The following is a 25,736-nucleotide window of genomic DNA, read 5'->3' as shown; positions in this document are numbered from 1 at the left end:
CCGGTCAGGGCTCGACGTACTCGACGATCTCCAGGTCGAAACCGGACAGCGCGTTGAACTTCATCGGTGAGCTGAGCAGGCGCATGCGGCGCACGCCCAGTTCGCGCAGGATCTGCGAACCGGTGCCGATATTGCGGTAAGCCTGGCTGCCGCCCTGCGGTGGCCGACGCTTCCCGGCGAAGAAGGTATCGATCATCGACTGCATGTGGTTGGACACATAATCCTGTCCCAGGATGATGACGACCCCGGCCTCACTGCCAGACAATTCCTCCAGCACACGGTGCATGTTCCAGCCGGTCTTGCCATCGATCTGCGCGCTCATCAGGTCGCGCAGCGGGTCCACCTGATGCACGCGCACCGTGGTCACCTGCTCCGGCGTGGGCTCACCTTTCACCAGCGCCACGTGGGTCATGTCGTCCACGGTGTCGCGGAAGGCGATCAGGCGGAAGTCGCCGTACCAGGTGGGCAGCATATGTTCGCTGACCTTTTCCACGGTCTTTTCGTTGAGCATGCGGTATTCGATCAAGTCGGCGATGGTGCCGATCTTGAGGTCATGCTGCTCGGCAAACACCTCCAGATCCGGACGCCGCGCCATGCTGCCATCTTCATTGATGATCTCGCAGATCACGCCGATGGGCTCGCAACCGGCCAGCACCGCCAGATCGCAGGAGGCTTCGGTGTGCCCGGCACGGTGCAACACACCGCCCGGCTCCGCCATAAGCGGGAAGATATGCCCCGGCTGCACGATGTCTTCGGGTCTGGCATCGCGGGCGGCGGCAGCCAGAATGGTCCGCGCCCTATCCGCCGGTGAAATGCCGGTGCTGACGCCGGTGGCGGCTTCGATCGACACCGTAAACTTGGTACCGAAACCGGAGCTGTTGCGCTGCACCATCAAGGGCAGGCCGAGCTGCTCACAACGCTGGCGGCTCATGGGCATGCACACCAGGCCGCGCGCATGACGGATCATGAAATTGATCGCCTCGGGGGTGACATGCTCGGCGGCCATGACCAGGTCGCCTTCGTTCTCCCGATCCTCATCGTCCATGAGAATGACCATGCGTCCGGCACGGATGTCGTCGATCAGTTCCTGGACTGTATTGAGCTTCATGCAATCACCTTTTCAGAAAACCGTGCTCGGCCAGAAAGCCCAGCGTGATGCCGTGGTCAGTGCCAACGCCGGGCTCAGCGGCACGCTCACCCAGCAGCAGCCGCTCGAGATAGCGGGCAATGATATCAACTTCCAGATTCACGCGCGTGCCCACCTTCCAGATGCCGATGGTGGTCATGTCCTGGGTATGCGGGATGATGTTCAGCGAGAAGACCGCGCCGTCCACGCCGTTCACCGTCAGGCTGATGCCGTCCACGGTGATCGAGCCCTTCTGGGCGATATAGCGCGCCAGACCGGCGGGCGCTTCGATGTCGATGCGTGTGGAACGGCCATCCGGGCGCATGGCCACCACCTTGCCGACGCCATCCACGTGGCCGGACACCAGATGGCCACCCAGCCGCGTGCTGGGGGTCAGCGCTTTTTCCAGGTTCACCGGCGAACCGGTCTTCAGTGCGCCGAGGGAGGTCTTGTCCAGGGTCTCCAGTGACACGTCTGCAGTAAAGCCATTGCCCGGCAGGCTGGTGACCGTCAGGCAGACACCGTTGACGGCGATGGAATCGCCGAGCTGCACGTCACCGAGATCAAGCCCCCCGGTGTCCAGCCGCAAGGTCACGTCCCCCCCCTTCGGGGTCAGCGCCAGCACTTCACCTTTTGCTTCGATAATGCCGGTAAACATAGGTCTTCTCCGCGCTATCAGCGTGCGTCGGCGCTGGTCGGCCGCAGGGTCAGGCGCAGATCAGCGCCCACCTGGCGAAGGTCCACCAGCGTCAGGGATATCTTGTCGGCCATGGTCGCCAGACCCGGCAGGTGCAGCAGCGGCCGGGCGGCATCGCCAAGCAACATCGGGGCCATGTACACGATCAGTTCATCGGCACAGCCAGCGGCCAGAAAGGCGCCCGCCAGGGTCGGCCCGGCTTCCACCAGTATGTCATTGCAGCCGCGGCGGCCCAGTTCAAGGGCAATGGCCCTGGCATCCCAGTCGCCGCCCAGCACTTCGGCCCCGGCGCGCCGCAACGCATCGACCCGGGCACCCCCTGCAGCCTCCGGCGAGCACAGCAGCAAGGCACTACCCGGCCCGATCACCACCGGGGCATCCGCCGGCGTGCGCAGCTGCCGATCCGCCACCACCCGCAGGGGTTGCCGCACCGGCAAAGCGGGATAGCTCGCCTGCACCCAGCTTTCCGGGCGCACGGTCAGGGCAGGGGCATCCGCCAGCACCGTGCCGACACCGGTGACAATGGCACTGCTCGCCGCCCGCAACTGCTGCACGTCTTCGCGCGCCGCCGGGCCGGTGATCCATTGCGACTCGCCCGAGGCCATGGCGGTGCGCCCGTCCAGGCTGGCCGCCAGCTTGATCCGCACACAGGGGCGGCCCGTCTCCATACGGCGGATAAAGCCCGGGTTCAGCGCCCGCGCTTCGGCCTCCAGCAGGCCGCATTCCACCTGAACTCCCGCCTCACGCAATCGGGTCAACCCTTGCCCTGCCACCTGCGGATTCGGATCCTGCATGGCGGCCACCACGCGCGCCACGCCCGCCTCGATCAGGGCATCGGCACACGGGCCGGTACGCCCGGTGTGCGAGCACGGCTCCAGCGTCACATAACAGGTGGCGCCGCGCGCCGCATCGCCCGCCTCGGCCAGCGCATGCCGCTCGGCATGGGGTTCGCCCGCACGGACATGCCAGCCGGAGCCGACCACCTGCCCGTCACGCACCAGCACACAGCCCACGCGCGGATTGGGGTCGGTGGTGTAGCGTCCCTGTCGCGCCAGGCGCAGGGCCTGTGTCATGTACTGACGATCAGAAAGGTCGGACATAAGAGGGCCTCGGATCAGAGACAGACGGTGCCCGGCAGACCTCAGCTGCCGCGCTTGCCGGCCGGAGCGCGGGGCGCCTTGCCGGCACGGCCCGCCTTTTCCAGCCGTTCCACCTCGGCACGAAAATCGGAGATATCCTGAAAGCTGCGGTACACCGATGCAAACCGCACATAGGCCACGTCATCCAGCTGACGCAGCTCTTCCATCACCAGCTCCCCCAGTTCCCGGGCAGGCAGTTCCCGCTCGCCCGTGGCACGCAGACGATGGCCGATACGGGTGATCGACGCCTCCAGCGCTTCCATCGCCACCGGCCGCTTTTCCAGCGCACGCAACATGCCCGCGCGCAGCTTGGCCTCGTTGAAGGGTTCACGGGTACCGTCGGACTTGATCACCCTTGGCATCACCAGCTCGGCGGTTTCAAAGGTGGTAAAGCGCTCGTCACAGCTCAGGCACTGGCGACGGCGACGCACCTGGCCGCCATCGGCGACCAGGCGCGAATCGATGACCTTGGTTTCCTCTGCGCCGCAGAAAGGACAATGCATGGGAACCTCCGGTCACCAGGGGCGGTGCGTTCAGCCGTATACCGGCAGACGCTTGCAGATTTCAGCCACCTGGCCGCGCACCCGATCAATCACGGACTCGTCGTCCATGTTGTCGAGAATGTCGCAGATCCAGCCCGCCAGTTCACGGCAGTCGCCTTCGCTGAAGCCGCGCGTGGTGATGGCCGGGGTGCCGATGCGCAGGCCGGAGGTGACAAAGGGCGAACGCGGATCATTGGGCACCGCGTTCTTGTTCACGGTGATGTGGGCACGGCCCAGGGCAGCGTCCGCATCCTTGCCGGTAATGTCCTGCTTGATCAGGCTGAGCAGGAACAGGTGGTTCTCGGTACCGCCGGAGACGACATCGAAACCGCGATCCACAAACACCTGCGCCATCGCCTGGGCGTTCCTGACCACCTGCTGCTGATACGTCTTGAAGTCCTCGCCCATGGCTTCCTTGAAGCACACGGCCTTGGCGGCAATGACGTGCATCAGCGGGCCACCCTGGCCACCCGGGAACACGGCCGAGTTGATCTTCTTGGCAATGTCTTCGTCGTTGGTCAGCACCAGGCCGCCACGGGGGCCACGCAGGGTCTTGTGGGTCGTCGTGGTCACCACGTCCGCGTAGGGGACCGGGTTCGGGTAAGCCCCTGCCGCCACCAGACCGGCCACATGCGCCATGTCCACCATCAGGATGGCACCGACCTTGTCAGCAATCGCCCGGAAACGCGGAAAGTCCAGCTTCTGGGAGTAGGCCGAGAAACCGGCAATGATCATCTTCGGCTTGTGCTCCACCGCCAGCGCCTCGACCTCGTCATAGTCGATCAGGCCGGTATCCGGGTTCAGACCATACTGCACAGCGTTGTAGGTCTTGCCCGAGAAATTCGGTTTGGCACCGTGGGTCAGGTGGCCCCCATGGGCCAGACTCATGCCGAGCACGGTATCGCCCGGCTGCAGCAGCCCCAGGAACACCGCACCATTCGCCTGGGAGCCGGAGTGCGGCTGAACGTTGGCGAAGGAGGCGCCAAACAGTTCGCAGGCCCGGTCAATGGCCATCTGCTCGACCTGATCCACAAACTCGCAGCCGCCGTAGTAGCGCTTGCCGGGATACCCTTCTGCGTATTTGTTGGTCAGCAGCGTGCCCTGGGCTTCGATGACCCGGGGCGAGGCATAGTTTTCGGAGGCAATCAGTTCGATATGCGCTTCCTGACGCTCAACTTCGCCGTCGATGGCGCGCTGGAGTTCCGGATCAAATTCCGCGATGGTCATGTCTTTGCCGAACATGTGGGGCCCTTGAAGTCGCTTGAGGTGGGTTTCGAGGAGCGCATATTCTACCCGACTGCGCCGCGCCGCGCACTTGCGGAGGCCTCATGCCAGCATGCGCCGCGGTCATCTTCACGCTCGCCATGGTCAAAGGCTGCCAGAGTGCGGGTGAAACCCGGGGAAACAGGCGTATTTCATGGATTCCATTACCCAGATCGCCCTTGGCAGCGCCGTGGGACATGCCGTGCTGGGCCGTCAGATCGGCCGCCGAGCGGCCCTCTGGGGCGCCCTGCTGGGCACCCTGCCAGACCTTGACGTCTTCCTGCCAGCCGCCAACGACGTAGCCGCCTTCACCGAGCACCGGGGCTTCAGCCATTCATTGCTGGTGATAGCGGCGATCACGCCCCTGCTGGTATGGCTGGCAAGGCGCCTGCACCCGGACACCGCGCACCTGCGCGGGCGCTGGTATGCCCTGATCTTTCTGGTGCTGACCACCCATGTCTTGCTGGATGCCTTCACCGTGTATGGCACCCAGTTGTTCTGGCCGCTGAGCGATTATCCCGTCAGCGGCTCGGTCATCTTCATCATTGATCCGCTGTATACCCTGCCGCTGCTGATCGGTGTCGGGATCGCCCTGTTCGCCCGGGATACTGACCGGGGCATGCGCGCCAATACCGTGGGGCTGGTGCTGAGCTGCCTGTACCTGGCCTGGGCTTGCGGCGCCAAATGGCATACCGACACCGTGGTGCGCGAGTATCTGGCCCGGGAAAACATGCCCCATGAGCGGGTGCTGACCACCCCGGGTGCCTTCAACACGCTGATCTGGCGCATCGTGGTGATGGATGATGACGGCTATTACGAGGGCTTCTACTCCCTGATTGACGGCCACCCGGCGCCCACCTTCACCCGGCATGTGCAAACGCCTGAGCAGCTTGAGCCGCTGCATGCGCTCCCCCATGTAGATCGGCTGCGCCGTTTCACCCACGGCTTCTACAGTGTGCGCGAACAGGACAACACCCTGATCCTGAGCGATCTGCGCATGGGCATGCGTGATTCCTACGTGTTCCGCTTCGCGCTGGCAACACAGGACCAGGACACAGGCTGGCAGGCCATCACCCCCTACCAACTGGAAACCCGCTACAGCAGTGGCCAGCTGGGCTGGTTGTGGCGGCGCCTGCGGAGCGCAGAACTGGAATGAATAGCTAGAATGAAAAACGCGCCTGCAGTTGCACCGTCAAACTGTGAGCGCGATGCACGGCAAGCTCATCGGTGCCCAGTTGCAGCGCCAGGCGGCGCTGCCGGTCACTGACACCCAGGTGCCATTGCCCCATACGGGCTTCGTACCCGGCATACACGTCAAGGCCACCCTGTTGCAGGCTGACACCCGGCCGCAGGTATAACCGTTCCAGAAAATATTCCCCATCCAGACGCCACTGCCAGCGGTCATGCTGCCAGCGGCTTTCAAAGCGCGTGTAACGCGGCAACTGTTGATGGAAACCGGAAACACCCCGCACCCCACTGAACAGTGGCCGCAAACTGAAGCCGTCATCATTGCGCCCTTCGCTATCGATACCGCCCCGCGTAAACGGCGCATCGCGCCACACCAACCGGGACCAGGCATCCTGGATCTCCAGCGCCAGGGCAAGACGCTCACCCTGCCAGTGCAGTCGCACATCCAGCGCAGCCCCGTAGCCATCCGGTGCGGGCACCTGATGATCAAACAGCAGATCGCGGCTGTAGCGATAATCGATCGTCGCCTGCCCGGCGTAGCGGTCTTCGTCCGCAGACAACTGCCCCTGCAACCGGCCTTCCTGCAAGTCCATGCCCTGCAGCAGACTGACCCAGGCATCGACACCGAAACCCGATGACGTGGCCCCATGCCAGCCGATTCTGAGCCCCTGGCTGCGTTGATGCCGGGCGTCCAGGAACAGCGTGTAATCACGATCCTCTGCCAGCGGTTGATCGTTGCGGTCGCGCCAATAAATGTCAGCGGTATCCGGCGAAAAACGCAGGACATGGTCGTAGCGCTGGAGATACGCCAGCGACATCGAACCCGACTGCACCCCCAGCAATAACCGGTTGCGGGTCCAGCCCTGACGCCCGTCACGCAATGGCGCTTGCCACTGACCCGCAAAGGCCTTGACGGGCACCGGTTCGGCCACCGCCCGGGAGGTCAGCTCTGCAAATATCGTCTGGGCAAAAGCGGGAGCGCCCGCGCAGGCCATCAACATGACCAGTACGCGGGCGCCCCCTCGGATCAACATCATCGAAGCGACTTCAGTAGAGCGTTTCGATGCTGCCGTCGCGCCAGCTGATCAGCAGCGTGCCGTTTTCATCACGCACCGTGCCCAGATCGGCCCCGTCGCGCATGATCACACCGGCACCCCGGTTCGGATCAATCTGGATCGACATGCCCTGAGTATCGTCGATGGTAATCAACGGCAACGCCGCATCGACCAGCGCGTCACCCAGTGAATCGGCATCACTGTCCAGTTCGGTCCGGAAACGGATGGTGTCACTGCCCAGCACGGCGGTCAGGGAAAACTCGGCTGCCAGGAAGCCGGAGCGGGTGGCTACCAGGGTGATATCGCCCGCAGGCAGATTGTTGGCCAGGCGCGCAAAGGTGTTCAGGGAGAACGTGCCCGCCAGGAAGTTATCCGCATTTTCATTGGCTGCCACGTCATCCAGATCGCTGATCTCGACACTGCCAATGTTGTCCAGTTGCAGTGCAAAGCTGGCGCGGAAATTCGTTTCGCCCGCCTGGAAATCACCGGACAGCGTGAGTACACGGGGCACAATCAGCAGCTGACGTGCCAGCGTGGCACCCTCGCCATCACCCTCGAGATCCAGTTCATCACCGATGGCGTCGGCCAGTGAGGCATTACGCACCAGTTGCAAGCGGAAGTTACCCGTAAAAGCGCCCGCTTCCACACCCGGTGTCGCGCCCCGCGAAATGGTCAGGCCACCGCGAAAATCGACTTCTTCGAGCACCAGACTGGCTGGCGGAAAATCGCCCTCGAGTTCGTTGTCGCCCAACGGCAACGCGTGTGCCTCGTTAAGACGAATCAACAAGCGCGTCTCGTCGTCCACCTCGAACTGGTTGCCACTGCGCTGCGCGGTGCCGCCCAGCGATGCGGTGAAGACCGGCCCGATGGTCGCCAGTTCCTCATCCAGATCCGCCATCACATCAGCAAGCCCGACGGAGATATTGAGCGTCGCGCCGCGCAGACTGCCAGCAGACAAGGTGGCCGTCTCGCCATCCGCGCTCACGACGACCGTGCCCGCCGCGGTGTCGATATCCCGGCCTTCCAGACCATCCTCAAAGAAATCGAACATCTGGATCAGCGCCTCTTCCAGCGAAATATTCTCGCCATCGCCAATCAGCAGATGCACCGCCATCGCCACAGCCGCTTCACCAAAGTCGTTCGGCATGCCGTTGAGGTCATCATCTTCGTCCACCAGCAGATTGGCGATGTGCCCGACATCGTCCAGGCGGGCGCGCACCGTGTCACGCACCTCGAAGTGGTTGTCGTTATCCAGATAGGTGTTGATAAAGTCCTCGACAACACCACGCAGGCGGGCCACAAACTGTTTCGCTTCTGCCACCGCATCTTCCGGAATATCCAGCTCGGCATCAGCAACACAGGCGCCCGGATCACAGCTCTCGAGCACCGCGTTCACCGGCTCGCTCGCCAGCGTTGCCGCAACATCCAGGCCATTGATCTCGACATTCACCGCATCACGCACATCGCTGATGGCACCGGCCAGCTGATCAATGCTGTCGCGCTGCAGGCTGTTTGCCGCAATGTCCGTTTCCAGCGCCGCAATCACCGCCGAGAAGTTCCCGCCTTCCTGCGCCGCCAGCACAGCGAAGGAGGCATTCAGCAGGGTGTCGCGCACGTCGGCAATGTCAGCCTGATGGTTGGCCACGGTCAGATCCACCGGCTGCATCAGGGCGGGGTCCCGCGCCAGGCCCAGCAGGTTGCGCACCACGTTGTTGGATGAGCGCACATTCCGCGCCCCGGTCGGCTGACCGGCGTAGTGGCGCTCCACCAGGGTGGTCAGCGGTGTGATGGCGGCGCTGACCGTCAGGGACGTGTCATCCACCTGCACCAGGCTGCTCATCTCAAAGGTCAGCGGATAGGTATCACCGAACGCCACAGCCGGCGTCTCGCCGACAGCCGGCACACAGATCGGCGCATCACAAACCACGGTGGCGGCATCCCGCTCACCCCGCTCTTCCGAAGTCGGCGCTCGCAGCAACAGCCGCACGGCGCCCTGGGTGCCAACCGGCAGCGCCAGGCTGTAGGTGCCATTCACCGGATCGGTAAAGGCGGTTGCCAGCGGCGACGCCTCGGCGTCATCTGCCGGAAAGGCCTCAACCAGCCCATTGCGCACGATGCCTTTGGCGGCACCGCCGCCCAGGGTCGCGCCCTCGGCCGGCGGAGGGGTTCGGGACGATGATGAAGAACTGCCGCCGCACGCGGTCAGCACCATGGCCGCCAGGGCCACAGTCCCCACGGCGGCCATGTAACGAAAATGGCTTAAACGGGCCATCACACTACTCCTTGTATAAAGATAGAGGGAAAAGCTGTCCCTGATTGGATGGCCACATTGGCCACTCTGGACACACGCCTTCGAGCTGAGAGGCTGGAGACGAAGCGGCTACCCGCGCGCCCCAGACTAGGCCTGCCCCGGCCACCCGGCGCCCCCCATATGAGGGAGGGCACGCCCGGCCTTTCATCACGTCGCGCTTTCGGATAGCGTATGCAGCCTGACGAAAGCCGGAATATATTCCGGATAACCCTTTGATTCTTATGGCAGCCCGCTAATGTCTCAGTACATCTTCACCATGGACCGGGTCGGCAAGGTCGTCCCGCCCAAGAAACATATTCTCAAGGATATTTCCCTGTCGTTTTTCCCGGGCGCCAAGATCGGCGTGCTCGGCCTCAACGGTTCAGGCAAATCCACCCTGTTGCGCATCATGGCCGGGGTCGACAAGGACTATATCGGCGAGGCGCGCCCCCAGCCGGGCATCAAGATCGGTTACCTGCCGCAGGAACCGGAGCTGGACAACAGCAAGAACGTGCGTGAAATCGTCGAGGAATCCCTGGGCGAAATCCGCGGCGCACAGCAGCGACTGGAAGAGGTTTATGCCGCTTACGCCGAAGAGAATGCCGACTTCGACAAGTTGGCCGAGGAACAGGCGAAACTCGAAGCGATCATCGAAACCGCCGACGCGCATAACCTGGAGCGCAAGCTGGAGATCGCCGCCGATGCCCTGCGCCTGCCGCCCTGGGATGCCAGCGTCGAGCACCTGTCTGGCGGTGAACGCCGCCGCGTCGCCCTGTGCCGTCTGATTCTGTCAGCCCCGGACATGCTGCTGCTGGACGAACCCACCAACCACCTGGACGCCGAGTCCGTGGCCTGGCTGGAACGCTACCTGCATGACTTCCAGGGCACCGTGGTCGCCGTGACCCACGACCGCTACTTCCTGGACAACTCCTGCGAGTGGATTCTGGAACTCGACCGTGGCGAGGGCATCCCCTGGAAAGGCAACTACACCTCCTGGCTGGAACAGAAAGAAGCCCGACTGGAGCGTGAGGCCAAAAGCGAAAGCGCGCACCGCAAGACCGTTGAAAAGGAACTGGAGTGGGTACGCCAGAACCCGAAAGGCCGCCGCGCCAAGAACAAGGCCCGAGTGGCCGCCTTCGAGGAACTGGCCAGCCAGGAATTCCAGCAGCGCAACGAAACCCAGGAACTGTATATTCCCCCTGGCCCGCGCCTGGGCGAAAAGGTGTTCGACCTCACCAACGTGAGCAAACAGTTTGGCGACAAGTTGCTGTATGAAAACCTGACCATGAGCGTGCCGCGCGGCGCCATTGTCGGCATCATCGGCCCCAACGGCGCGGGCAAGACCACGCTGTTCCGTATCCTCACCGGCGAACAGCAACCGGACGGCGGCCAGATAGACATCGGCGACACCGTCGAGCTGGCCTATGTCGATCAGAGCCGCGAAGACCTGGATGGCAGCAAATCTGTGTGGGAAGAAATTTCAGGCGGCGCCGACATCCTCAAGATCGGCAACTTCGAGGTGCCCTCCCGCGCCTATCTTGGCCGTTTCAACTTCAAGGGCCAGGATCAGCAGAAGCGCGTCAAGGATCTGTCCGGCGGTGAACGCAACCGGCTGCATCTGGCCAAACTGCTCAAGCAGGGCGCCAACGTGCTGCTGCTCGACGAACCGACCAACGATCTGGATGTGGAAACCCTGCGCGCGCTGGAAGAAGCACTGCTGGCCTTCCCGGGCTGCGCCGTGGTGATTTCCCACGATCGCTGGTTCCTTGATCGCGTCGCGACGCATATACTGGCGTTTGAAGGCAATTCCGAAGTGGAATGGTTCGAAGGCAGTTACACGGAATACGAAGCCTATCGGCGCAAGAAGTTGGGGGACGACGCCTTGCAGCCGAAGCGGACAAAATATAAAAAAATCGGAGTCTGAATCAGACATGAGCACGGAAAAGCGTCGCTATACGCGCACGCCGTTTGATGGTGAGGCGCACCTCGCCATCGATGGCAATCTCTTCAGCATCGAGGTGATGGACCTGTCGCTGCGCGGCGCGCTGGTCAATGAGCCGGCAGGCTACCCTTTGCCTGTCGGCGCTCACTGCACGCTGAAACTGCTGCTCGAAGACTCCGATATCCATATCCCGCTGGAATGCACGGTGGTGCGTTCCAGCCGCAATCTGGCGGGCCTGTCGTTCGAGCGCATCGACGTCGAGGCCATGCAGCACCTGCGCCGCCTCCTGGCCCTGCACCTTGGCGACGACGAAGGCCCGGATCGTCTGTGGCTGGAAGAGCCGTTGTCCGAGTAGAAAAGCTCGTTCCATTCTTTGTCGTTCGGTGGGTGTGGCCTGCGGGGTGGGGTATGCCTTTTCTGGACACGCCGTAAATACTTCCCTGTAGGCTTGCGTTCGGCATCCATGCCTCTCGACAGTCCAGAAAAGGCATACCCCACCCCGCAGGCCGTCACGTTCAGGGGTGTCCGTTCACTCTGTGCCAATCGCAAGCCGCTTCTGGCTGCATGCTCACCGCAAGAACAGACCTTTCGGTTGGCTGGAAGTTGTTATCCGGGCTGCGCGTGACGGCCCTCGGGGGGTGGGTAAGGGGTTTCTGGACCTTCGAGAGGCATGGATGCCGAACGAGAGCTTACATGGACGTACTTGCAGCGTGTCCAGAAACCCCTTACCCACCCCCCGAGGGCCACAACCACCTAACCAACCAGCAATGGAAACCGCCCAACAAAAACCAGTCAGAGCTGTTCCAAGGCCTCCGCCAGGGTGGTGACCGCGATGACCTCCATGCCAGGAATCGCCTGCCGGGGCTTGTTCCCCTTGGGCATGATCGCACGACGAAACCCGTGTTTGGCCGCTTCAGCCAGGCGCTCCTGCCCCTGCGGCACCGGACGGATTTCACCGGACAGCCCCACCTCGCCGAACACCACCAGCTCTTTCGCCAACGCCCGATCGCGGAAGCTTGAAACAATAGTCAGCAGCAAGGCCAGATCCGCACCGGTCTCCATGACCTTGACGCCGCCCACCACGTTGGCAAAGACATCCTGGTCGCCCACCTGGATGCCGCCGTGGCGGTGCAGCACCGCCAGCAGCATGGCCAGCCGGTTCTGCTCCAGGCCCACGCAGACACGGCGCGGATTGCCGAAATGACTCTGGTCCACCAGCGCCTGCAGTTCGACCAGCAGCGGGCGTGTGCCCTCCCAGACCACCGTCACCAGGGAACCGGAGGCGATCTCTTCGGCACGGTTGAGGAAAATGGCCGAGGGATTTTTGACTTCCTTCAGGCCTTCGCCAGTCATGGCGAAGACGCCCAGTTCATTGACGGCGCCGAAGCGATTCTTCAGACCGCGCAAGGTGCGGAAGCGGGAATCGGACGAGCCTTCCAGCATCAGCGAGCAGTCGATCATGTGTTCCAGAACTTTCGGGCCCGCGAGGGTGCCGTCCTTGGTGACGTGCCCGACCAGCAGCAGCACGGTGCCGGTCTGCTTGGCGAAGCGGGTCAGGGCAGCGGCGGACTCACGCACCTGGGCTACGGAACCCGGCGCAGATTGCAGGGCCGCCAGGTACATCACCTGGATGGAATCGATCACGAGAATGGCCGGGCGCTCCTTGCGGGCCAGATCAAGGATGCGCTCGACATCGGTTTCGGCGGCCAGTTGCAGCTTGTCGCGGGGCAGTTGCAGGCGTTCGGCACGCATCGCCACCTGGGCCGGGGATTCCTCGCCGGTGATGTACAGGCAGGAACGCTGCGCGGCCAGTCGGCACAGGGTCTGTAACAGCAGGGTCGATTTGCCCGCGCCCGGGTGGCCACCGATAAGGACCGCAGAGCCCGGCACCAGGCCGCCGCCCAGCACCCGGTCCAGTTCACCGATGCCGGTGCCGATGCGCGGGGTTTCGGTCAGTTCGATCTGGTCCAGCCGCTGCACGGGCGCCAGCTCCCCGGCGAAGCCGGTACGCGCCGGTGCGCGTGAAGTACTGGCGGGGGTGGAGGGATCGGTGACGAATTCGCTCAGGGTGTTCCAGGCACCGCAGGCGCCGCACTGCCCGGACCATTTGGGGAAATCGGCACCACACTCGGTGCAGACATAGGCGGTCTTGCGCTTGGCCATTATCTGTTCTCCACGCGCCGTACGACGCGCGTTGTGATCTGGCAAAAAAGCTCGTAACTAATGGTGCCGCAGGCTTTGGCGACCTCATCCACCGGCACGGTGTCGCCCCACAGCTCCACCTCATCCCCCACCTGCACCCGAGGCAGGTCGGTCAGGTCGATGGTCAGCATGTCCATGGACACACGGCCCGCCAGACCGGTGCGCTGGCCAGCCACCGCCACCGGAGTGCCCGCCGGTGCATGGCGCGGGTAGCCGTCGCCATAGCCAATGGCTACCACGCCGATGCGGCTGTCGCGCTCGGCGACCCAGCTGGCCCCATAGCCGACACTGTCGCCCCGGGGCACCGGATTGATGGCGATCAGGCGGGCGCTCAGGCGCTGGGTGACGGCCAGGCCCACCTCGGCGGCCGGGGTGCCACCGAGCGGCGAACCGCCGTAGAGCATGATGCCGGGGCGCACCAGGGCGCCATGGGTGTCCGGGTAGCGGCACAGGGCGGCGGAGTTGGCGGCCGTCCAGGGCAGATGGTGGCGCGCGGCCACCGCGGTGAGGTGTGCCCGTTGCGGTGCCGTCAGGGGATCCCGGGGTTCGTCGGCGCAGGCAAAGTGCGTCATCAGACCGGCCAGCTGCACGCCCGGCAGGGCCTGCAAGCGGGCCAGGGCAGGATCAACGTCGTCCAGAGGCAGTCCGACGCGGTGCATGCCCGTATCCAGTTTCAGCCATACCGTGACCGGTTGTGGCGCGGCCTCCAGCAGTGCCACCTGCCAGAGGCTGTGGATGACCAGTTCCAGCTTCAGGGCGCAGGCCTGAACCAGTTCGGCCGCGTCGAAGGGGCCTTCCAGCAGCATGACCGGCGCCTGCACGCCCAGCGCGCGCAGGGCCTGTGCTTCGTCGAGCACGGCAACGCCGAAACCGTCTACATGGGGGGCGAAGGCCTCGGCGGCGAGCGCCATGCCATGCCCGTAGGCATTGGCCTTGACCATGGCGTAGACCCGGGCGCCACCGGCACGGCGGCGCGCCTCCCGGGCGTTGGCGGCCAGGGCCGCCGGGCGTACTTCAAGCAGGGTGCCGCGGCTCAAGGAATTGCTCTCCGTGGTGTCTTATTCGCCGTAATCCTGATAGTACTCGGGGGCCAGATCGTCGAAGCGGGTGAACTCGCCCCGGAACGCCAGGCGAATGGTGCCGATGGGCCCGTTCCGTTGCTTGCCGATGATGATTTCGGCAATGCCTTTTTCCTGCGAGTCCTTGTTGTAGACCTCATCGCGATACAGGAACACGATGACGTCGGCGTCCTGCTCGATCGCGCCGGATTCACGCAGGTCAGACATCACCGGGCGTTTGTTGGGGCGTTGTTCCAGCGAGCGGTTCAGCTGCGACAACACCACTACCGGTACTTCCAGCTCCTTCGCCAGCCCTTTCACGGAACGGGAAATTTCCGAAATTTCGTTGACCCGGTTATCGGAGCCCGGCACCTGCATCAGCTGCAGGTAATCGATCATGATGAGGCCCAGCTTGCCACCGCATTCGCGCGCCACCCGGCGCGCCCGGGCACGCATTTCCATGGGCGACAGGCCGCCCGTATCATCGATGTACAACTTGCGCTCGGACAACAGCTGAATGGCCGAACTGATACGCGGCCAGTCGTCCGCATCCAGTCGCCCGGAGCGCACATTCTGCTGATTGATGCGACCCAGCGAGGACAGCATCCGCATGACCAGCGAATCGGAGGGCATCTCCATGGAGAACACCAGCACTGGCTTGTCCTCCTTGATCGCCACATGCTCCACCAGGTTCATCGCGAAGGTGGTCTTGCCCATGGAGGGCCGTGCGGCGACAACGATCATGTCCGCGGGCTGCATGCCGGAGGTCATGCGGTCCAGTTCGGTGAAGCCGGTGGACAGGCCAGTCACCGCCGACTTGGTGCGGTACAGCTCGTCGATCTTGTCGACCGCTTTCTTCAGGATGCTCTTGATGCCTTCCGGGCCACTGCCACGATTCTGCTGCTCGGCGATCTCGAAGATGGCCGATTCAGCCTGGTCAAGAATCTCGCTACTGGAAGCGCCTTCGGGGCGGAAGGCGCGGTCGGCCACCTTCTGGGAAATCTGGATCAGCTGGCGCAGGATCGAGCGCTCGCGCACGATATCCGCGTAGGCCGAAATATTCGCCGCACTGGGGGTATTGCGTGACAGCTCCGACAGATAGGCAATGCCACCGGCGCCCTCCAGCTGGCCCAGGTTCTCCAGGGCTTCCGACACGGTCACCAGATCGCGCGGCTGGTCCTGTTCCACCAGCTGCACCATGACACGGAAGATCAGCCGGTGATCCTTGCGGTAGAAATCATGCTCACCGACGCGCTCCGAGACCTGGTCCCAGGCGTCATTGTTGAGCATCAGGCCGCCAAGCACCGCCTGTTCCGCCTCCACCGAATTCGGCGGCAAACGCAGGGCCTCTGGCAGGTGCTGATCCAGCTGTGTCACATCATTCATTCGCAGGGATTCCGGAAACAAAACGGGCACTGCCCGTGAAGGCAGTGCCCGCATTGTGGCACTGCACCCCCGCAGGGGCAATCAGTGCCAGGTGTGGCATGGCGCCAGGCGTGAATCAGGCCTCGGCGACAATCACCACCTTGACGGTGGTGGAGACTTCAGCGTGCAGCTGCAGGTCGATGTCGAACTCACCGGTGGTGCGCAGGGCGCCCAGCGGCAGTTTCACTTCGGCCTTTTCGATCTCGACGCCGGTCTGCGCGCTGACCGCATCAGCGATGTCGCGCGTACCGATAGAGCCGAACAGCTTGCCTTCGTCACCGGCCTTGGCACCAATGGTGACCTGAACTTCAGCCAGCTTCTCGAGACGGGCCTGTGCAGCAGCCAGCGCTTCTTCGGCCTGCTTCTGCAGTTCGGCACGACGCTCTTCCACCACGGCCAGGTTTTCCTTGGTGGCCGGCAGGGCCTTGCCCTGGGGAATCAGGAAGTTGCGGCCATAGCCCGCGCGCACATCCACGACGGCACCCAGGTCGCCCAGATTCTTGATCTTGTCCAGCAGAATAACTTGCATGATCGATTACCTCTGTTCCGGTCCGGGCTCAGTTGTCGTGGGAGTCGCTGTACGGCAACAGCGCCAGATAACGAGCCTGTTTGATCGCCTGGGCCAGCTGGCGCTGGTAGCGCGCGTTGGTACCCGTGATACGGCTCGGGACAATCTTGCCGGTCTCGGTGATATAGGCTTTCAGGGTGTCCAGATCCTTGTAGTCGATCCGGGTTACACCTTCCGCAGTAAAGCGGCAAAACTTACGACGGCGGAAAAAACGTGCCATGGGACTTTCTCCTCGATATTCGGTGTCAGAGACCTTCCAGCGTCTGCGCGTGTAACTGCAATCTGTCGCGGGCTTCACCCTTGAACCCGGCCCGGGCCAGAAAACCCGTCACCCGGAGGCGCTGCCCTTCGGCGAGCTGCTCGCTCTGCCGTACCAGGGCTTCGCCGGTCAGTACCACGGCCATGCGGGCCTGGACTTCCCGTGGCGCGCCGCCTTCTTCCTGCCGGGAGCGATGTTCCAGCCAGAGTTTCCTCGTGGCGACCCCGGCGGGGGTCAGACGCGGCCGTTCAAGTGTATGAATGACGCCGGTCAGTTCGCAGCTGTTACGCTCGGAGCTCAGCTGGCGACCTCCTCCTTCTCGTTCGACTTGGCCAGCGGAGAAGCTTCAGTAACAGCTTCTTCGCGGCGGATTACCGCGTTACGAATCACGGCGTCGTTGAAGCGGAAGGTGTTCTCCAGCTCCGCGAGGGTTTCGCCGTCGCACTCGATATTCATCAGCACGTAGTGTGCCTTGTGGATCTTGTTGATCGGGTAAGCCAACTGGCGGCGACCCCAGTCTTCAAGACGGTGAACAGCACCCTTGGCTTCCTTGATCATCGCGGTGTAACGCTCGATCATGGCGGGCACCTGTTCGCTCTGGTCCGGATGAACCAGGAACACGATTTCATAGTGACGCATTGTATGCTCCTTTCGGATTGGGCAGCCTCCCGCACAGGCCACAGGGCAACGTGCGGTGAAGCAAGGAGTCCCCGGGTAACATAGATGCCGACCAGGGGAAGGGGCGCGATTCTAGCCCGCAGCCCCGGCAAACTCAAGCGATACCGCCTGTCCGGGGCCGTTGCCAGCCCCGGCCTCAAGCCGTATTCTGGAGTCGCGCGACCTGATGCGCCCCGAATATCACAATAATAAAGAGTGGGGACACCCCATGAAGACCTTCCTGACCCGGCTGGCCCTCCGCCTGCTGCACCTGGGCCTGCTGCCTCTGGGCCTGCTGTCTCTGGGCAGCGCCCCGGCCCTGGCCGCTGACTGCGACACTGCCATCGTGTTGCCGGAGCGACCGCTGCTGGAGCATTACACCGACTACAGCGCCTTCATTGTCGACATCATGCAGTTCAAGCGCATTGAGGACGAGAAACTGCGCCACCGCGAAGCCTGCCCTGACACCTACCTGGAAGCGGCCCAGAGCCCGCCCGCCAGCACGCCGAGCCTCAGCGATGCGGTGGCCCAGGCGGACAGCCGCACGCCATTCGACTACCAACGCCACAGCACCTGGCATGGCCGCAGCACCTCGCGCAGCTTTCCGATGGCGAATCTGGACAACCAGACACTGGCGTCGTCACGACTGCTGACACAACTCGCTGACACCCCGCGCCCGCTGCCGCGCAGCACCTATGTGCTGCTGCCCGCCGACTGGCGCGGCGATGATCTCGAGCGCCGTCTGGCGCAGCTTGATGAGGCCAATCGTGAGCGGGCAACGCAGGCCCGGTGGGAACAGACACAGGATCCACGCGCTCTGCCACTGGCCTTCGACCAGCGCGGCAACATCCGCATGCTGATCGACGGCAATGGCGCCGTGCTGGGCATCTGGAGCAACATCTATGCCTGCTCGGACTGCAACCGCTGACCGCCGCCGCCCTGCCCGCCCGGGGCAGGCACAGGCCACACTGATCGCGGGCATTCTGGCGCTGCTGGTACTGACGGCCCAGGCCGCGCCGCCGCCACGCCCGGATATCAGCCACTATGCCGACACCCAGGCCTTTGTGGCAGACATGCTGGCCTGGCAGCGCCAGTATGGTGACAGCACAGACATGGCGCAGGGCACCACCGACGCCCCCTCCGACACGGCGCGCTACGAGAAACCCTGGCATCAGGTGACCGGCCCGGAAGATCTGGAGCAGGCCGTGCGCAATGCCGACGGCTACCAGCAGCCGCGCTACCCGGAACCGCGCCGCTTCAACCGCACGACCCACATCAGCTTTCCGTTATCCCCCCTGCCCGCCGAACGCATGGCCAGCGAAGCCCTGGAGGGCGCTCTGTATGCCTCGCCGGAAAGCGTTCTGGACGGCCTGCAACACCCGCCCCTCCTGCGCCAACCCGGCGACGACGATGAGCGTTTTTCTCCGCGCACCAGTCTGCCGCCACCGCTGCCCACCCCGGAGAGGGATACAGCGGTGCGGGTCCAGTTGCGATAGTGCGTTCAGGATGACAGGCGGGGGGCGGCCAGATGGTAGAGCACCACGGCTGAGGCGACGGAAACGTTGAGGCTTTCAACCTCACCGCACATGGGGATTTCCAGCAGATAGTCGCACTTGTCGCGGGTCAGGCGGCGCATGCCGTCGCCCTCGGCGCCCATGACCACGGCCAGCGGACCCTCGGGCACGAAATCATGCAGCCGCTGGCTGCCGCTGTCACGGCCGGTGCCGACCACCCAGACACCATCGGCCCGCAGCGCATCCAGCGTGCGGGCCAGGTTGTTCACCTCGAAATAGGCCACCGACTCCGCGGCGCCCGCCGCGCTGCGGCAGGCCACGGGGGTCAGGCCGCAGGCGTTGCGGCGCGGCACAATCACCCCATCCACACCGACGGCATCAGCGGTACGCAGGCAGGCGCCCAGGTTATGCGGGTCGGTAACGCCGTCCAGCACCAGCAGCAACGGCGGCCGCGTCAGCCGCTCCAGATGCGCCGGCAGACTGTTGTCGTCCCCCGGGGTGCGCGGTCGCGCCCGCACCGCAACGCCCTGATGCTGAGGCCCGGCATGGCGCTCCAGCGCGTCCCGCCCCACCGCACGGGGCGACACGCCCTGGCGGCGAGCCTGAACGCAAAGCCGCTCCAGACGGTCTTCGCCCCGTTCGGCGCGGCTCTCCAGCACATACATTTCCAGCACTGCCTCGGGGCGATGGCGCAGTATCGCCGCCACCGCGTGCAGACCGGAAAACCATAACGGCTTGCTCATGGGTTTCTGTCCTGTTCAGGCGCTAGCGGTTCAACGCCGCCGACGGCGTGAGCTGCCGCTGCGCTTGCCTTCCGCGCCAGTCTTGTCGGCCGCCGCTTTCTTCGGTGCGCTCCCCGACGGCTTGGCTGCCGCCTTCTTCGGCTTGCGACCGCCGGAGGATGCCTTCTTGCCAGCGCCGCCGGTATTGATCCGCCCCTCGGCGAGCGCCTTGCGTACCGGGCCCGGCCCCTTGTCGTTGCGGCCCCGGCCGCGCGTGCCCGACTCGTCCGCCAGTTGCAGATCGACCTTGCGATCTTCCACATGAACGGCCGCCACGCGCACCTTTACGGCATCGCCCAGACGGAACTTGCGCCCGGACGACTCGCCTACCAGACAATGGCGCTTCTCGTCATGGCGATAGTAATCGCTGTCCAGATTGGCGACGTGCACCAGGCCATCCACGTACAGATCATTGATCTGCACAAACAGGCCGAAGCCGGTCACGCCACTGATCACACCCTCGAACACATCACCGATGTGTTGCAGCATGTACTGGCATTTGAGCCACTGCATCACATCCCGCGCGGCGTCATCCGCGCGCCGCTCGGCCATGGAGCAGTGCTCGCCCAGAGCCACCATATGGTTGGTGTCGTAGGGCAGAATCTGCGCCTTGTCCAGCGCCGCCAGCTTGCCCGGGTTCTGGGTGTGCTTCGGCTCCTTGCCGTTGCGAATCAGGTAACGCAGGGCGCGATGCACCAGCAGGTCCGGGTAACGCCGGATCGGCGAGGTAAAGTGCGTATAGGCGCCGTACGCCAGCCCGAAGTGGCCCTTGTTTTCGGCGCTGTAGCGAGCCTGGGTCAGCGAGCGCAGCATCACCGTCTGAATCAGGATCCGGTCCGGCCGTTTGGCAATCGCCTTGCCCAGCTTCTGGAAGACGGCAGGCGTGGCGGCACCGTCCTTTTCGGTCCAGGCCAGCTTGACGCCCAGCGGCCCGAGGAATTCGCGCAGGGACTCCAGCTTCTCGTTCTTCGGCGGCTCGTGGTTGCGGAACAGGGCCGGCACGGCGGCCTTTTCCAGCAGCTTGGCGGCACTGATATTGGCGGCCAGCATGGCCTCCTCGATCATCATGTGGGCCACATTGCGATGCGCAGGCTCGATGGCGCTGATCTTCTTCTGCTCATCGAAGAGCACCTTGGTTTCCACGGTTTCGAAGTCGATGGCGCCACGCTCTTCACGGCGGGCACGCAGGGCCTGGTACAGGCCGTGGAACTCGGTCAGCGCGGTCAGCACCGGCTTCGGCAACTCAGCACGCAGGGTTTGCGCCGCCTCACTGTCCGGTTGCTCGATCAGGGCGCCCACCTGGGTATAGGTCAGCCGCTTGACGGAGCGCATGACGCCCTCGCCAAAGCTGTAGCCGGTCAGCCGCCCATTGGCGGAAATCTGCATCTCGCAGAACAGACACAGGCGGTCCACGTCCGGATTCAGCGAACAGAGGCCGTTGGACAGCTTCTCTGGCAGCATCGGCACCACCCGGTTGGGGAAGTAGACCGAGGTGCCCCGGCGATGCGCTTCGGTATCCAGCGGCGAACCCGGCCTGACATAGTGGGAGACATCGGCGATGGCCACGATCAGCCGCCAGCCACGCCGCCAGCGGCGTTTCTCCACATAGACCGCATCATCGAAATCGCGTGCGTCTTCACCATCAATGGTGACCAGCGGGAACTCGCGCAGGTCGACGCGGCCGCCCTTGGCCGCCTCGGACACGGTGTCTTCGATGCCGCGTGCTTCGGCCTCCACCTCGGGCGGCCAGACAAACGGGATATCGTGGCTGCGCAGGGCCACCTCGACTTCCATGCCCGGCTCGTCCGGCGAGGCAATCACCTCGATCAGCCTGACCTGCAAGTGCGGATCCTTGACGGTGGGATAGCCCAGAATCTCGGCGCGCACATGGTCGCCCGGCTCGACACGCAGGCCGTTCATGTCCGTAATCAGTACGTCGTTGGTCTGGCGCCGGTTGGCCGGCTCAATGCCCGGCCCCGCAGCAGTAAAGACGAAGCGCCCGACCACCTCGGCACTGGCCCGCTCGATGATCTCGACGATGCGGGCTTCCAGCTTGCCGAAGCGGTTGCGCCCTTCCACGCTGACCATGACCCGGTCGCCGTCCATCACCGTCTGCATCTGGCGCGGTGACAGGAACAGGTCGTCCTCGCCCTGGGTGTCGGTGACGACGAAGCCGAAGCCGTCCTTGTGCCCGACCACGCGGCCGGGAATCAGGTTCATGCGATCGGCCACGCCATATTGCCCGCGCCGGTTCTGCACCAGCTGGCCATCGCGCAACATCGCCTTCAGGCGGCGGCGCAGGGCCTCGCGGTCATCATCGTGGTCGGGGATGTCCAGCAGGTCTTCCAGCTGGTCGCGGGTAAGGGGGCGACCCTGGTCGTTGAGAACGTGCAGTATCAGTTCCCGGCTTGCCACCGGGCGCTCATAACGCGAAGCTTCCCGTGCCTCTTCCGGGTCACGGTAACTTCTGGTTTTCTTGCTCATATAAATCGGTTTTCCTGAGGAGGCGCCCCTCGGACGCATTGAATGCGGCTTCCGGCCGCCTCAAAAAAGTGAATGGTGCCCCAATAGTGGGGCTTGCGGTCGCCTGGCGCAACCATGCCCGCATCGGGGACTCGCTGACTCGGACACAAATTTGCAGGAAAAGTTTGACATGGCACGCGGGTGTACTAGAATACGCGCGCTCTCGGGGGCAATAACCCCCGACTGCCGAGGTGGTGAAATTGGTAGACACGCTAGCTTCAGGTGCTAGTGCTCGAAAGGGCGTGGAGGTTCAAGTCCTCTCCTCGGCACCAATTATTGAGGGCTCCCACGGGAGCCTCTCTTGTTTCTCGGTCGGACTCCCGGCCAGCGCCGAGACGCGACGGGCGATACCCCGTCGCTGCGCAGGCGCAAAAAGCAGTGCTTTTTGCCCTCTCCTCGGCACCAGTTATAAGGAAGGCTCCCGATGGGAGCCTTTTTTGTCTGCGGACCGCCTGAACCCGTCTGAGGTCCTGCTATTCTGAGACCCAGCCATTCTGAGGTACTTGCATGCACGCTACAGCGCACGTTCCCCGCCTGACCCGCGCCCTGCGCCGCCTGATTGCCGGTCTGGCCCTGGTGCTGGCCGTCTCGGTGACAGCCTCTCTGCCGCCAGTCGCCACGCCCGCCCAGGCCTCTTCGGTGTTCCAGCCCCAGGAGATTCGCCCCATCGACGACGCCGAGCGTGAACGCGCCGAGAAGCGCCGCAATGTACTGCTGTTCTTCCCGGCGGGCGCCATCGTGCTCGTCATCGTTCTGGTGCTGACCATCAAACGACGCAAGTAAGCGCTCAATGGGCCTCCCAGGCCAGCGCCTCGGACGGCTCCTGAATGAAGAAGCCCTGAAAGTTGCGGATCCCCGCGTCCCAGAAGGACGCAAACAACTGCGTATCCTCGATACCGGCCGCCACCAGGTTATCGGTGCCGCCGACATAGCTCGCCAGGCGGGCCAGCACCGGGCCCGCCTGGTCCCGCTGCCGGATGTGCTGGTTCCACTCCACCGCCAGCTTGATCATGTCCGGCGCCGGCATCTCGCTCATCAGCCCTTCCGTGCTGCTCCCTCCGGCGACCTCGTCGATCATCACGCCGCAGTTCATCTTGCGCAGATGCTCGAACAGGGTGGCCACCCGGGCAGGCTGGCGCATGACAAAGGACTCCGGCAACGAGAAGTAGACACGGCGGGAACCCTTCAGGCGCGAGTTCTGCACCACGTTGGCAATAAAGGGCAACAGCTTGTCCAGCGTCTCATCGGTCGGCGACAGGCGGATCACCACGGCCCAGGATTCGGCCTCCTTGCCACGCAACTGGGTCATTTCCTGCACCGTGCGCTCGATGACCCAGCGATCCAGGCCGGTGAGCCCTCCCTCGGCATAGCGCTCCACGAATTCCAGGAACTGGGCCGGCAGGTAGCTGTTGCCCGCCGCGTCCTCCAGGCGCAGGGAAGCCTCGAACAGCGGCTCATTGCTCTCCAGATTGACGATCGGCTGGAACATCAGCCGGTAGTTGCGGGCCTTGATCGCCTGGCGCAGGGCGTCATCCGCCGGTTTGCGCGCCGCCGTGCGGTCGGTGGCGGCCAGCACCGTGCCGGTGCTCTTGTCGCGCAGCGCTTCGGCGCACGCCTTCTCGGCGGTGCGCAACAGCTGCTCGACGCTGGCATGGCTGCCGTCAAGCACCACGCCCCCTACGGAAAACTCGGCGCTCTGCCCTTCGCCACCGACAAAATCCTTGCTCTGCAGGGCCTGACGCAGGGTCTCCGCATATTCCTCCGCCAGTTCACCTTCCGGCAGGGACAGCCGCAGCAGGTAAGTGAATTCGCCCCAGATGCAACCACGCCCCTCGACCTCCGGGCGTCCTGCCAGCGCTTGCTCGATCCGGTCATGAATGCTGGCGGCGCCGAGCACACCATGACGCTGGCGCAGGTAATCGCTGTTATGCACCACAAGGTGCAGCAACAGCTCACCGCTGCCGCTGCCGCTGCCGCTGGCGAGCCGCTGGGCACCCAGCGCTTCATTCAGAGCCGACAGGAAAAACGCCCGGTTCTGCAGCCCCTCCGGCCGCTGCCGGGCACTGGCCATACGAATCCGGCTCGACACCTGGCGCGCCTGCTGCTGCAGATTGCGCAGGGACATGCCCAGTTGCACGGGGTCCAGCGGCTTGCTCAGGAAGGCATTGCCGACAATGCTGAAATCGTGCTGCCGGGACAGGGCTTCGGGGTCGCCCGACACAAACAGGATCGGAATATCCAGATAGCGCGGATCCTGGCGCAGCAGCCGCGCCACCTCGACGCCATTGATGCCCGGCATCTGGTAGTCCAGCACCAGCACATCGGGCCGGGCGCGCTCCAGGGCATCCAGAATGCCCAGCGGCTGATTCAGGGCGCGCACGCTGAAGCCCTGCTCATCCAGCACCGTGGTGATCCAGCTGCACAGGGCCACATCATCATCCACCAGCAACACCCGCGGGCGATCCGCTTCGCGATGCTCCAGCAGGCTGTGCACCCGCGAGACCAGATCTTCGCGCGCCACCGGCTTGGGCAAGTAACTGGCCGCCCCGGCACGCATGGCACGCAGGCGGGAGGTCATGTCCGTGCGCGCCGACAGCATCACCACCGGCAGGCGCTGCCCCAGCCGGTCGCGTACCGCCACCAGCCAGTCAACGCCCCCCAGGGGCGCGTCCGGGAAGCTCACATCCAGCAGCAACAGGTCAACGTGCCCTTGACTGAGTGACTGTTCGAAATCCTCGGGCGTGGTAAACCAGATGGCATCGTAACCGGCTTCCTCCAGCCACAGACGCAGCTGACCCGCCACCATCTCGTCATCTTCCACCAGGGCAATCCGCGCACCGCGGGCGGCGGCGCCGGGCACGGCCGCCACCGGTGCGGCCGGCTCAGCCGGGCGGCGACCCCGCAGGGCGGCTTCCATGGCACTGATCAGTGCCTTCAAGGCATTGTGGATGGCCTCCCGCCGTGCGGGCGCCGCCACCTCACCCGTTTCAATCATGGGCACCAGCAGCTGTTCCAGTGCACGCCCTTTGTCAGTGATGTCACTGAAACCAAAGGTGGCACCACTACCCGCCAGCTTGTGAGCCGCCTGGTACATGGCCTGTACCGATTGCGCTTCCCAGCTGACATGGCGCAAACGGCGCCAGTGCTCGTTCAGCACGCGGGCATGCTCGGGCAGGGTCTTCAGGTACTGCAGCCGCAGCGCCTTCATTTTTTCGGCGTATGCGTCTTCTGTCATGCCAGCGCTTCCCCTTGATGTTCAGTGCACTGCCGCCGCGCCCGCGGCCGCGCGCTACTTCTTGCCGATGATATATACCGCATGGATGACACCCGGAAAGTAACCCAGCAATGTCAGCAGGATATTGAGCCAGAAGGCGCCACCGATACCCACCTGCAGGAATACGCCCAGTGGCGGCAGCAATACGGCGAAAATGATACGGATGATGTCCATGTCCTGTTCTCCCTGGCTGCACGGCGTTGCCGCCGTACCTCCATCTTTACCGAAGCCC

At 64.1% G+C, this 25,736-nt stretch carries 24 protein-coding genes and 1 tRNA gene; 7 read left to right on the top strand and 18 right to left on the bottom strand.

Annotated elements, in window-relative coordinates; all coding sequences use genetic code 11:
- Positions 1-4 precede the first annotated feature (4 nt).
- Genes ribBA through glyA form a run of 5 tightly spaced genes read right to left on the bottom strand, consistent with a single transcriptional unit; the run spans position 5 to position 4,746 of the window.
- The gene (gene ribBA / locus DKW65_RS01980; RefSeq protein ID WP_111655679.1) at positions 5-1,108 is read right to left on the bottom strand and encodes a bifunctional 3,4-dihydroxy-2-butanone-4-phosphate synthase/GTP cyclohydrolase II; all 1,104 of its coding nucleotides are present in this window, start codon (positions 1,106-1,108) and stop codon (positions 5-7) included.
- Positions 1,109-1,112: 4 nt separating this feature from the next.
- Entirely contained in the window at positions 1,113-1,784 is a 672-nt protein-coding gene (locus DKW65_RS01975) for a riboflavin synthase (RefSeq protein WP_111655678.1), read from the bottom strand.
- 17 nt (positions 1,785-1,801) lie between these two features.
- Positions 1,802-2,923, bottom strand: a complete 1,122-nt coding sequence (gene ribD / locus DKW65_RS01970) for a bifunctional diaminohydroxyphosphoribosylaminopyrimidine deaminase/5-amino-6-(5-phosphoribosylamino)uracil reductase RibD (RefSeq protein ID WP_111655677.1) — start codon at positions 2,921-2,923, stop codon at positions 1,802-1,804.
- Positions 2,924-2,964: 41 nt separating this feature from the next.
- Positions 2,965-3,465, bottom strand: coding sequence for a transcriptional regulator NrdR (gene nrdR, locus DKW65_RS01965; protein ID WP_111655676.1), 501 nt, complete (start codon positions 3,463-3,465; stop codon positions 2,965-2,967).
- 30 nt (positions 3,466-3,495) lie between these two features.
- A complete protein-coding gene (glyA, locus tag DKW65_RS01960; RefSeq protein WP_111655675.1) occupies positions 3,496-4,746 on the bottom strand; it encodes a serine hydroxymethyltransferase in 1,251 nt (416 codons plus the stop codon).
- Positions 4,747-4,921: 175 nt separating this feature from the next.
- On the opposite strand from glyA, the gene DKW65_RS01955 reads away from it, so the two are divergent.
- Positions 4,922-5,923: a metal-dependent hydrolase gene (locus DKW65_RS01955; protein ID WP_111655674.1), complete on the top strand. Its 1,002-nt coding sequence runs from the start codon at positions 4,922-4,924 to the stop codon at positions 5,921-5,923.
- A 4-nt stretch (positions 5,924-5,927) separates the two neighbouring features.
- Here DKW65_RS01955 and DKW65_RS01950 read toward each other — a convergent pair whose 3' ends face one another.
- Both DKW65_RS01950 and DKW65_RS01945 read right to left on the bottom strand, forming a co-directional pair.
- Positions 5,928-6,992 carry a hypothetical protein gene (locus DKW65_RS01950; RefSeq protein ID WP_111655673.1) on the bottom strand — a complete coding sequence of 355 codons (1,065 nt, stop codon included), beginning with the start codon at positions 6,990-6,992 and terminating at the stop codon, positions 5,928-5,930.
- Between the two features lie 10 nt (positions 6,993-7,002).
- Positions 7,003-9,282, bottom strand: coding sequence for a hypothetical protein (locus DKW65_RS01945; RefSeq protein WP_111655672.1), 2,280 nt, complete (start codon positions 9,280-9,282; stop codon positions 7,003-7,005).
- Positions 9,283-9,556: 274 nt separating this feature from the next.
- On the opposite strand from DKW65_RS01945, the gene ettA reads away from it, so the two are divergent.
- On the top strand, positions 9,557-11,224 hold the full coding sequence (gene ettA / locus DKW65_RS01940) for an energy-dependent translational throttle protein EttA (RefSeq protein WP_111655671.1): 1,668 nt from the start codon (positions 9,557-9,559) through the stop codon (positions 11,222-11,224).
- Between the two features lie 7 nt (positions 11,225-11,231).
- Entirely contained in the window at positions 11,232-11,597 is a 366-nt protein-coding gene (locus DKW65_RS01935) for a PilZ domain-containing protein (protein ID WP_111655670.1), read from the top strand.
- Between the two features lie 437 nt (positions 11,598-12,034).
- Here the strand turns inward: DKW65_RS01935 and radA are convergent, their stop codons facing one another.
- From radA to rpsF, 7 genes are all read right to left on the bottom strand, one after another.
- On the bottom strand, positions 12,035-13,405 hold the full coding sequence (gene radA / locus DKW65_RS01930) for a DNA repair protein RadA (protein WP_111655669.1): 1,371 nt from the start codon (positions 13,403-13,405) through the stop codon (positions 12,035-12,037).
- Positions 13,405-14,481, bottom strand: coding sequence for an alanine racemase (gene alr / locus DKW65_RS01925; RefSeq protein ID WP_111655668.1), 1,077 nt, complete (start codon positions 14,479-14,481; stop codon positions 13,405-13,407). The genes radA and alr overlap by 1 nt, the downstream gene beginning before the upstream one ends.
- Positions 14,482-14,502: 21 nt before the next feature.
- A complete protein-coding gene (gene dnaB, locus DKW65_RS01920) occupies positions 14,503-15,888 on the bottom strand; it encodes a replicative DNA helicase (RefSeq protein ID WP_111655667.1) in 1,386 nt (461 codons plus the stop codon).
- A gap of 115 nt (positions 15,889-16,003) precedes the next feature.
- The gene (gene rplI / locus DKW65_RS01915) at positions 16,004-16,456 is read right to left on the bottom strand and encodes a 50S ribosomal protein L9 (protein WP_111655666.1); all 453 of its coding nucleotides are present in this window, start codon (positions 16,454-16,456) and stop codon (positions 16,004-16,006) included.
- A 28-nt stretch (positions 16,457-16,484) separates the two neighbouring features.
- Positions 16,485-16,715 carry a 30S ribosomal protein S18 gene (rpsR, locus tag DKW65_RS01910; protein WP_111655665.1) on the bottom strand — a complete coding sequence of 77 codons (231 nt, stop codon included), beginning with the start codon at positions 16,713-16,715 and terminating at the stop codon, positions 16,485-16,487.
- Positions 16,716-16,740: 25 nt separating this feature from the next.
- Complete coding sequence (priB, locus tag DKW65_RS01905; RefSeq protein WP_281271666.1) at positions 16,741-17,028, bottom strand: primosomal replication protein N; 288 nt, start codon at positions 17,026-17,028, stop codon at positions 16,741-16,743.
- A 23-nt stretch (positions 17,029-17,051) separates the two neighbouring features.
- Positions 17,052-17,393 (bottom strand): 30S ribosomal protein S6, encoded by a 342-nt coding sequence (gene rpsF / locus DKW65_RS01900; protein ID WP_111655663.1) that lies wholly within the window; start codon positions 17,391-17,393, stop codon positions 17,052-17,054.
- 247 nt (positions 17,394-17,640) lie between these two features.
- Here rpsF and DKW65_RS01895 point away from each other — a divergent pair, with 247 nt between their 5' ends.
- Together DKW65_RS01895 and DKW65_RS01890 are read left to right on the top strand one after the other, a co-directional pair.
- Positions 17,641-18,339 carry a hypothetical protein gene (locus tag DKW65_RS01895; RefSeq protein ID WP_162925648.1) on the top strand — a complete coding sequence of 233 codons (699 nt, stop codon included), beginning with the start codon at positions 17,641-17,643 and terminating at the stop codon, positions 18,337-18,339.
- Positions 18,314-18,907, top strand: a complete 594-nt coding sequence (locus DKW65_RS01890; protein ID WP_111655661.1) for a hypothetical protein — start codon at positions 18,314-18,316, stop codon at positions 18,905-18,907. Before DKW65_RS01895 ends, DKW65_RS01890 begins: the two co-directional genes overlap by 26 nt.
- A 5-nt stretch (positions 18,908-18,912) precedes the next feature.
- Here DKW65_RS01890 and rlmB read toward each other — a convergent pair whose 3' ends face one another.
- On the bottom strand, positions 18,913-19,668 hold the full coding sequence (gene rlmB / locus DKW65_RS01885) for a 23S rRNA (guanosine(2251)-2'-O)-methyltransferase RlmB (RefSeq protein ID WP_111655660.1): 756 nt from the start codon (positions 19,666-19,668) through the stop codon (positions 18,913-18,915).
- Positions 19,669-19,698: 30 nt separating this feature from the next.
- Positions 19,699-22,191 carry a ribonuclease R gene (rnr, locus tag DKW65_RS01880; protein ID WP_111655659.1) on the bottom strand — a complete coding sequence of 831 codons (2,493 nt, stop codon included), beginning with the start codon at positions 22,189-22,191 and terminating at the stop codon, positions 19,699-19,701.
- A 224-nt stretch (positions 22,192-22,415) separates the two neighbouring features.
- Here rnr and DKW65_RS01875 point away from each other — a divergent pair.
- Positions 22,416-22,502 (top strand) — tRNA-Leu (locus tag DKW65_RS01875).
- Between the two features lie 235 nt (positions 22,503-22,737).
- Entirely contained in the window at positions 22,738-23,013 is a 276-nt protein-coding gene (locus tag DKW65_RS01870) for a hypothetical protein (RefSeq protein ID WP_111655658.1), read from the top strand.
- 4 nt (positions 23,014-23,017) lie between these two features.
- Here DKW65_RS01870 and DKW65_RS01865 read toward each other — a convergent pair whose 3' ends face one another.
- Together DKW65_RS01865 and DKW65_RS01860 are read right to left on the bottom strand one after the other, a co-directional pair.
- Positions 23,018-25,465, bottom strand: a complete 2,448-nt coding sequence (locus DKW65_RS01865) for a response regulator (protein WP_111655657.1) — start codon at positions 25,463-25,465, stop codon at positions 23,018-23,020.
- Between the two features lie 54 nt (positions 25,466-25,519).
- Positions 25,520-25,678: a YqaE/Pmp3 family membrane protein gene (locus DKW65_RS01860; protein WP_111655656.1), complete on the bottom strand. Its 159-nt coding sequence runs from the start codon at positions 25,676-25,678 to the stop codon at positions 25,520-25,522.
- Between the last annotated feature and the right edge of the window lie 58 nt (positions 25,679-25,736).

This window comes from Isoalcanivorax indicus, assembly GCF_003259185.1.
Classification (GTDB): domain Bacteria; phylum Pseudomonadota; class Gammaproteobacteria; order Pseudomonadales; family Alcanivoracaceae; genus Isoalcanivorax; species Isoalcanivorax indicus.
Note: the sequence above shows the minus strand (reverse complement) of the source record. Positions and strands in the feature narration are given on the sequence as shown.

What these genes read in the sequence shown, in the direction of transcription:
- ribBA (WP_111655679.1), bottom strand. Translation starts at nt 1,108, where the DNA reads ATGAAGCTCAATACAGTCCAGGAACTGATCGACGACATCCGTGCCGGA.
- DKW65_RS01975 (WP_111655678.1), bottom strand. Translation starts at nt 1,784, where the DNA reads ATGTTTACCGGCATTATCGAAGCAAAAGGTGAAGTGCTGGCGCTGACC.
- ribD (WP_111655677.1), bottom strand. Translation starts at nt 2,923, where the DNA reads ATGTCCGACCTTTCTGATCGTCAGTACATGACACAGGCCCTGCGCCTG.
- nrdR (WP_111655676.1), bottom strand. Translation starts at nt 3,465, where the DNA reads ATGCATTGTCCTTTCTGCGGCGCAGAGGAAACCAAGGTCATCGATTCG.
- glyA (WP_111655675.1), bottom strand. Translation starts at nt 4,746, where the DNA reads ATGTTCGGCAAAGACATGACCATCGCGGAATTTGATCCGGAACTCCAG.
- DKW65_RS01955 (WP_111655674.1), top strand. Translation starts at nt 4,922, where the DNA reads ATGGATTCCATTACCCAGATCGCCCTTGGCAGCGCCGTGGGACATGCC.
- DKW65_RS01950 (WP_111655673.1), bottom strand. Translation starts at nt 6,992, where the DNA reads ATGATGTTGATCCGAGGGGGCGCCCGCGTACTGGTCATGTTGATGGCC.
- DKW65_RS01945 (WP_111655672.1), bottom strand. Translation starts at nt 9,282, where the DNA reads ATGGCCCGTTTAAGCCATTTTCGTTACATGGCCGCCGTGGGGACTGTG.
- ettA (WP_111655671.1), top strand. Translation starts at nt 9,557, where the DNA reads ATGTCTCAGTACATCTTCACCATGGACCGGGTCGGCAAGGTCGTCCCG.
- DKW65_RS01935 (WP_111655670.1), top strand. Translation starts at nt 11,232, where the DNA reads ATGAGCACGGAAAAGCGTCGCTATACGCGCACGCCGTTTGATGGTGAG.
- radA (WP_111655669.1), bottom strand. Translation starts at nt 13,405, where the DNA reads ATGGCCAAGCGCAAGACCGCCTATGTCTGCACCGAGTGTGGTGCCGAT.
- dnaB (WP_111655667.1), bottom strand. Translation starts at nt 15,888, where the DNA reads ATGAATGATGTGACACAGCTGGATCAGCACCTGCCAGAGGCCCTGCGT.
- rplI (WP_111655666.1), bottom strand. Translation starts at nt 16,456, where the DNA reads ATGCAAGTTATTCTGCTGGACAAGATCAAGAATCTGGGCGACCTGGGT.
- rpsR (WP_111655665.1), bottom strand. Translation starts at nt 16,715, where the DNA reads ATGGCACGTTTTTTCCGCCGTCGTAAGTTTTGCCGCTTTACTGCGGAA.
- rpsF (WP_111655663.1), bottom strand. Translation starts at nt 17,393, where the DNA reads ATGCGTCACTATGAAATCGTGTTCCTGGTTCATCCGGACCAGAGCGAA.
- DKW65_RS01895 (WP_162925648.1), top strand. Translation starts at nt 17,641, where the DNA reads ATGAAGACCTTCCTGACCCGGCTGGCCCTCCGCCTGCTGCACCTGGGC.
- DKW65_RS01890 (WP_111655661.1), top strand. Translation starts at nt 18,314, where the DNA reads ATGCCTGCTCGGACTGCAACCGCTGACCGCCGCCGCCCTGCCCGCCCG.
- rlmB (WP_111655660.1), bottom strand. Translation starts at nt 19,668, where the DNA reads ATGAGCAAGCCGTTATGGTTTTCCGGTCTGCACGCGGTGGCGGCGATA.
- rnr (WP_111655659.1), bottom strand. Translation starts at nt 22,191, where the DNA reads ATGAGCAAGAAAACCAGAAGTTACCGTGACCCGGAAGAGGCACGGGAA.
- DKW65_RS01870 (WP_111655658.1), top strand. Translation starts at nt 22,738, where the DNA reads ATGCACGCTACAGCGCACGTTCCCCGCCTGACCCGCGCCCTGCGCCGC.
- DKW65_RS01865 (WP_111655657.1), bottom strand. Translation starts at nt 25,465, where the DNA reads ATGACAGAAGACGCATACGCCGAAAAAATGAAGGCGCTGCGGCTGCAG.
- DKW65_RS01860 (WP_111655656.1), bottom strand. Translation starts at nt 25,678, where the DNA reads ATGGACATCATCCGTATCATTTTCGCCGTATTGCTGCCGCCACTGGGC.